The following is a 6,760-nucleotide window of genomic DNA, read 5'->3' on the forward strand; positions in this document are numbered from 1 at the left end:
GCCATGACGAGCGGTGACATCGCGGTGCTGGCCAACCCCCGCGCGGGGCGTGGCCGGCACCGCGGTCTGCTTCCGGGGGTGGTGCGGCGGCTCGGGGCCGCCGGGCACGACGTACGGCTGCTGGAGGCGTCGACGGCGGAGGAGGCGGAGAAGGCCTGCCATCGGGCCGTCGGGGACGGCTGCGCCGCTCTGGTGGCCGTGGGCGGCGACGGGACGGTGCACCTCGCCCTGCAGGCGGCCGCCACGCGGTCCGTCGCGTTCGGCGTGGTGCCGGCCGGGACGGGCAACGACTTCGCCGCCGGGACCGGGGTGTCGCTCGATCCGCTGGCGGCGGCGTCCGCGATCGCTTCCGCCCTCGAGTCGTCGTCCGTCGTGCCGATCGACCTCGCCCGCGCGGTGGGAACCGACGGCGAGACGCGCTGGTTCGGGGCGGTGCTGGCGGCCGGGTTCGACGCGATCGTCAACGAGCGGGCCAACCGGATGCGCTGGCCGCGCGGCCCGCGGCGGTACGACGTGGCGATCTTCCTGGAGATGGTGCGGGTGCGCCCCCGGCTGTACGCCCTGGAGCTCGACGGGGTCGATCACGGCTTCGAGGGAACGCTGGTCGCGGTCGGCAATTGCCCCAGTTACGGGGGCGGTCTGCGGATCGTCCCGGCCGCCGACCCAGCGGACGGGCTGCTCGACATCGTCACCGCCCTGCCACTGACCCGGGCCGCGATGACCCGCCTCAAGCCGCGGCTGCGCCGGGGCACCCACGTGACCGACCCGCGGGTCCGGGCATACCGGGCGAAGCAGGTGCGCCTCCATTCGGACGGGATCATCGCGTACGCGGACGGCGAGCGGGTCGGCCCGCTCCCGCTCGAGATCACCTGCGTCCCCGGCGCGCTGCGGCTGCTGCGGTAGCGGTCCGGTTGCGGGGCGGGCCACGCGGTCAGAAATCTCCGCCGGGACCGAACCTGAGAGCATGTCGCTCAGTTCGCTCCGCTCGTTCAGTGGCGCCGCGTCGCTCGCCACCACCGCCTTCGACACCGCTCGCTCGACGCTGAAGGCGATGGCCGAGGCGGCCGTCCCGCCGCCCGGCTCCGACGCGGCCTCGGCGGAGACGGCCTCGGCGGAGACGTCGACGGGCGAGCGCAGGCACCAGGGCGCCACGGCGACGCCCACGGCCGCTGCTGTGACAAAGAGCGAGGCGGCAGACGTGACGCCCACCGAGAGGCGCAAGGCCGGCATCCGCAAGGGGCTCGCGCTGGACGCCTACGCCTGAGGCGTGGCGTGGCTCCGGCCCGGGTCCCGCCGCGATCCCGCCCAGCCCGCCGGGATCCCGCCCCGCCCTCCGCGATCCCGCCCCGCCCGCCGCGATCCCGCCCCGCCCGCCGCGATCCCGCCCCGCCCGCCGCGATCCCGCCCAGCCCGGCCGCCAGCGACGATCGCGGAGCGCGACCTTGATGAGGCTCGGTTCGGTCAGCGCCGGAAGTCTTCATCTTTGACTCCCTCGGCGCCCAGCCAACGAAATTTCCGGATAAGTCCATCGGGCCGCAGTCTCCACCGCGTCTCGCCATTCGGCACCCTGGGTGAGGTGCGTTGCGATCTTGATAAGTCGCAGTTCGAGGGAAGCGTTAGGTCTTCATCCTTCGGCACGCCGACGGGCCTTCCGCCTGAAATTCCCGATATGTCGCGTCCGATTCGACCCGGCTTCCCGCATCGTGATGTGCGCGTCCTGCCATTCGAGAAGTGCCACCGGAAGGCGGCGCGTCGTCTGACAGCCGTACCGGGATCCCCAAGCGTCATCAGCTTGAGTGGCGGCACCCGCCGCGACCACCCAGCTCGCCCGGCCATGGCAAGCCCCGCCGGCTACCGAAACCGCAGGCAGCCCCGCCGTGCGACGGCGACGCGCCGGTGGCAACCAGGTGGCCGATGGCCCAGCGCAGAACAAAGATCATTTCGGGCGCCGCCGCGGACCCCACCCTCCCTGGGGGAGCCCCCTCAGGTCATTGTCCACGAGAAAGATGGGTGTACGGGTGAGCGGGGGACGGAGGCTGTGGACGACTCGAGTTTGTGGAAAACGCTCGGGCGGCGGCGGAATGTGCTACGCGCCGCAGCCGGCCAGGGCCAGCGCCGCGGTGAGGCCGTTCGGGTGGCCGGGCTCGGAGGCGGGCAGGACCAGGGCCGCGCAGCCCGCCTGCACCGCGCCGGCGTCGGCGGGGGAGTCGCCGACCATCAAGGTGCGCTCGGGGTCGGCGCCGAGCATGCCGCAGGCGCGCAGGAAGATCGCCGGGTCGGGCTTGGTGCGGCCGAGCTCGTAGCTCAGCGCGTACGCGTCGATCAGCGCGTCGAAGCCCCAGGCGTCGAAGTGGGGGCGGATGTCGAAGCCGATGTTGCTGACCACCGCCACCTTGATGCCGGCGTCGTGCAGGGTGCGCAGCGTGGGCTCGGTGTCGGCGTAAGGGAGCCAGCCCTCCGGGCCCAGCAGGCGGTCGTACAGGGCGTCCGCCAAGCCTTCCACGTCGGTGGCGACGGTGGCGGCCAGGCCGGTGTACGCGGCGCGGTGGCTGTGGGCGTACAGATCACGGTCGGCCCAATGCTCCGCCAGGTGGGGCGGCACCCGGGCCGGAAGCGGCCCGCCGGCGCGGCCGGCCATCACCAAGCGGTCGGCGAGCATCGTGGCCCGGCCCCGGTCGAGCTCGTGGCCGCAGGCCACGGCGGCCGCCTGAACCCACTGGATCGGATCCTCCACCTGGGCCAGCGTGCCGTGGAAATCGAACAGCACGGCGTCGACCTGGCGGGACGGCCGATGGGGAGGATGATCGGTCGATTCCACGGCTTCCGGCACGGAAGCACGATACCCACCCGGTCCGGGACAGTGGGACGCCACCGCCGGTGCTGCGAGTTGTCACACCCAGGAAGTAGCGTTGTCGGCATGACAAGTCCCGCCGAGCGGTATGCCCAATCCAAAAGGCGGGCGGCGTTCCCGGCGCTCGAGGATTTCATGGTCGACGTCGGGTTCGACCTCGACGACTTCCAGCGCTCGGCCTGCGAGTCGCTCGAGCGCGGCAGCGGCGTACTGGTGTGCGCGCCGACCGGCGCCGGCAAGACGGTGGTGGGCGAGTTCGCCGTGCACCTCGCGCTGCGGGCCGGCGAGCGCAAGTGCTTCTACACCACGCCGATCAAGGCGCTGTCCAACCAGAAGTATCACGACCTGGTCGAGCGCTACGGCCCCGACAAGGTCGGCCTGCTGACCGGCGACAACGCGATCAACGGCGACGCCCCGGTGGTGGTGATGACCACCGAGGTCCTGCGCAACATGCTCTATTCCGGCTCGGCCGCGCTCAAGGGCCTGGCCTACGTGGTGATGGACGAGGTCCACTACCTGGCCGACCGGTTCCGCGGCGCGGTCTGGGAGGAGGTGATCATCCACCTCCCGGCGTCGGTGACCCTGGTCTCGCTGTCCGCGACGGTCAGCAATTACGAGGAGTTCGCCGACTGGCTGGTCACCGTGCGCGGCGAGACCGAGGTGGTGGTCAGCGAGCACCGGCCGGTCCCCCTGTGGCAGCACATGCTGGTCGGCCGGCGCATGTTCGACCTGTTCCACGACGCCGACGCGGCCAAGAAGCACGACGTGCACCCCGAGCTGCTGCGCTACACGCGCGAGATGGATCGCCGGCTCGAGCTCACCGACCGGGCGCACGGGCCGGGCTATCGCGGGCGCTCCCGCCGCTGGCAGCCGCCGCCGCGGCCCGAGGTGGTCGACCGGCTCGAGCGGTCCGGCCTGCTCCCGGCGATCCTGTTCATCTTCAGCCGGGCCGGCTGCGACGCGGCCGTGCAGCAGTGCCTGGCGGCGGGGCTGCGGCTGACCGACTCCGAGGAGCGCGCCGAGATCCGCCGCATCGCCGACGCCAAGGTGGCCGGCATCCCGCGGGAGGATCTGTCGGTCCTGGGCTACTGGGAGTGGCTCGACGGCCTCGAGCGGGGCGTCGCCGCGCACCACGCCGGCATGCTGCCCGCCTTCAAGGAGGCGGTCGAGGAGTGCTTCGTGCAGGGCCTGGTGAAGGCGGTGTTCGCGACCGAGACGCTGGCCCTGGGCATCAACATGCCGGCCCGCTGCGTGGTGCTCGAGCGGCTGGTCAAGTTCAACGGCGAGGCGCACGTCGATCTGACCCCGGGGGAGTACACCCAGCTCACCGGTCGGGCCGGGCGCCGCGGCATCGACGTCGAGGGCCACGCGGTCGTGCTGTGGAGCCCCGAGGTCGACCCGCGCCACGTGGCGGGGCTCGCGTCCACGCGTACGTATCCGTTGCGCTCCTCGTTCCGCCCGTCCTACAACATGGCGGTCAACCTGGTCGGCACGGTCGGCGCCGAGAAGGCCCGCGACCTGCTCGAGTCGTCGTTCGCCCAGTTCCAGGCCGACCGCTCGGTGGTCGGACTGGCCCGGCAGGTGCAGCGCAACGTCGACACCATCCAGGCGTACGGGAACGACGCCGCCTGCCACCACGGCGACTTCGACGAGTACTTCGGGATCCGGGTGGCCATCGCCGACCGGGAGCGCGCGCTCGCCCGGCAGGGCGCCAACCAGCGGCGGGCCGCGGCAGTGTCCTCGCTGGAGCGGCTGCGGGTGGGCGACATCATCCGGGTGCCGCAGGGGCGGCGGGCCGGGCTGGCGGTCGTCCTCGAGGCGCCCGCCGGGGGCTTCGGCGAGCCGCGGCCGCTCGTGCTGACCCAGGACAGGTGGGCCGGGCGGGTCAGTCCGGCCGACTTCCCGGGCGAGGTCCAGGTGCTCGAGCGCCTGCGCGTACCCAAGCACTTCAACCACCGCAACCCGTCGGCCCGCCGCGACCTGGCCGCCCAGATCTCCGCGACCGGCCTCGAGCGGCACGGCGGCGGCCGGCGCGGGCGCCGCGGCGGCGGCGTCAACACCGGCGAGGACGCCGAGATCGCGCTGCTCAAGGTGCGACTGCGGCAGCACCCCTGCCACGCCTGCCCCGAGCGCGAGGAGCACGCCCGCTGGGCCGAGCGGCGGCACCGGCTGCAGCGCGACACCGACGCCCTGCGCGACCGGGTGGCGGGGCGCACGGGATCGCTGGCCCGCACGTTCGACCAGGTGTGCGCGGTGCTGGGCGAGCGCGGATATTTGTCGCCCGATGGCGAGGTCACCGAGGCGGGGCGCATGCTCGGCCGCATCTGGTCCGAGGCCGACCTGCTGGTCGCCGAGTGCCTGCGGCAGGGCGTCTGGGAGGGCCTCGAGCCCGACGAGCTGGCCGCGGCCGTCTCGATGGTGCTCTACGAGTCGCGGCGCGAGGGTGACGACCGCGCCTCGGTGCCGAAGGGTCCGATCACCGCGGCCGTCGACGCCTGCACCAAGCTGTGGGGCGAGATCGCCGCCGACGAGGCCGACCGCGGGCTGAGCCTGACCCGCGAGCCCGACCCCGGGTTCGTGTGGCCGATGTACCGGTGGGCCCGCGGCGAGCCGCTGGCCCGGGTGCTGGCGAGCGGCCACAACTACGACGCCGACATGCCGGCGGGCGACTTCGTGCGCTGGGCGCGCCAGGTGCTCGACCTGCTCGGCCAGGTCAAGGAGGCGCCGGCGTCGTCGACCGGCGTGCGCGACACGGCCCGCAAGGCGATCGCCGCGGTCAACCGGGGGGTGCTGGCTTATCAGGGCGAGCTCTGACATCACCGGGACAAAGCGTGGGGAGAGCCACGTTGGCTGATCGACGACCGCCACGGACCGTGACGGGGGAGCGGGCCACGCTGGTCGGGCTCCTGCAGTTCCAGCGGGAATCGCTGGTGCGCAAGGTGACCGGGGTCGACGACGAGACCGCGCGCCGGTCGCCGGTGGGCAGTGGTACCAGCCTGCTGTGGCTGGTCAAACACCTGACGTGGGCCGAGCTGTCCTGGTTTCTGGTGCGCTTCGCGGGCGAGGACGTCACGCTCCCGGACGAGGAGGTCCGGGAGGGCGACACCTTGCGCGCGGCGATTGACGCGTACGAGGCCGCATGGCAGCGCGTCGCGCACGTGCTCGTGGAGGGCGACCTCGAGGCGATGCTGGCGCGCGACGACGGGCAGCCGCGCTGCAATCTGCGGTTCGTCATCGGGCACATGCTGGAGGAGACGGCTCGGCACGCGGGGCACGCCGACATCCTGCGCGAGCTCATCGACGGCTCGACCGGGCGCTAGCCAGGCTCCGGCCGGCCGACGATGCCGCGGGGATCGCCGAGGGGCGCCGGTACTGCGCGCCCCTCGGCGACGGGATCAGGCGCCGATGCGGCCGAACCGGACTTCCCGGGGGCTCCAGATCTTGGCCAGGCGGACGCGGTCACCCGGTTTCGGGGCGTGCCAGACGCGACCGGCGCCGGCGAAGACGCCGACGTGGTAGGCGCTGCGACCGTGTACCCAGAAGACCAGGTCGCCGGGGCGGGCGGTGGCGCGGCTGACCGGGCGGGCGGCGCGGTACTGGGCGTTCGAGGTGCGGGGCAGGCGGATGTGGGCGGCGCGGTAGGCGTAGCCGGACAGGCCGGAGCAGTCGAACGCGCGGGGACCGGCGGCGCCGTGGCGGTAGGGCTTGCCCTTCTGGGCGCCGGCCGCCGCGACGATGACCCTGCCCCGCAGCAACGCGGCCTGCGCGGCCGACAGCGACGTCGCGCGGGAGAGCGACGCCGCGCGGGAGAGCGACGCCGCGCGGGAGAGCGACGCCGCGCGGGAGAGCGACGCCGCGCGGGAGAGCGACGCCGCGCGGGAGAGCGACGCCGCGCGGGAGAGCGACGCC

The 6,760-nt window shown here is 73.5% G+C and carries 6 protein-coding genes; 4 read left to right on the top strand and 2 right to left on the bottom strand.

Annotated elements, in window-relative coordinates:
* Positions 1-3: 3 nt before the first annotated feature.
* Both ACFQS1_RS12160 and ACFQS1_RS12165 read left to right on the top strand, forming a co-directional pair.
* A complete protein-coding gene (locus ACFQS1_RS12160; RefSeq protein ID WP_378967019.1) occupies positions 4-903 on the top strand; it encodes a diacylglycerol kinase family protein in 900 nt (299 codons plus the stop codon).
* A gap of 61 nt (positions 904-964) precedes the next feature.
* On the top strand, positions 965-1,264 hold the full coding sequence (locus ACFQS1_RS12165) for a hypothetical protein (RefSeq protein ID WP_378967021.1): 300 nt from the start codon (positions 965-967) through the stop codon (positions 1,262-1,264).
* 822 nt (positions 1,265-2,086) lie between these two features.
* Here the strand turns inward: ACFQS1_RS12165 and ACFQS1_RS12170 are convergent.
* Positions 2,087-2,830 (bottom strand): HAD family hydrolase, encoded by a 744-nt coding sequence (locus tag ACFQS1_RS12170; protein WP_378967023.1) that lies wholly within the window; start codon positions 2,828-2,830, stop codon positions 2,087-2,089.
* Between the two features lie 87 nt (positions 2,831-2,917).
* Here ACFQS1_RS12170 and ACFQS1_RS12175 point away from each other — a divergent pair, with 87 nt between their 5' ends.
* Positions 2,918-5,665 (top strand): DEAD/DEAH box helicase, encoded by a 2,748-nt coding sequence (locus ACFQS1_RS12175; RefSeq protein ID WP_378967025.1) that lies wholly within the window; start codon positions 2,918-2,920, stop codon positions 5,663-5,665.
* Positions 5,666-5,697: 32 nt separating this feature from the next.
* Entirely contained in the window at positions 5,698-6,171 is a 474-nt protein-coding gene (locus ACFQS1_RS12180; protein ID WP_378967027.1) for a DinB family protein, read from the top strand.
* 75 nt (positions 6,172-6,246) lie between these two features.
* On the opposite strand, the gene ACFQS1_RS12185 is transcribed toward ACFQS1_RS12180, so the two are convergent.
* The coding region (locus ACFQS1_RS12185) for a C40 family peptidase (protein WP_378967029.1) at positions 6,247-6,760 on the bottom strand (514 nt) is incomplete at its 5' end.

The sequence above is a fragment of the Paractinoplanes rhizophilus genome (assembly GCF_042664765.1).
GTDB lineage: Bacteria > Actinomycetota > Actinomycetes > Mycobacteriales > Micromonosporaceae > Actinoplanes > Actinoplanes rhizophilus.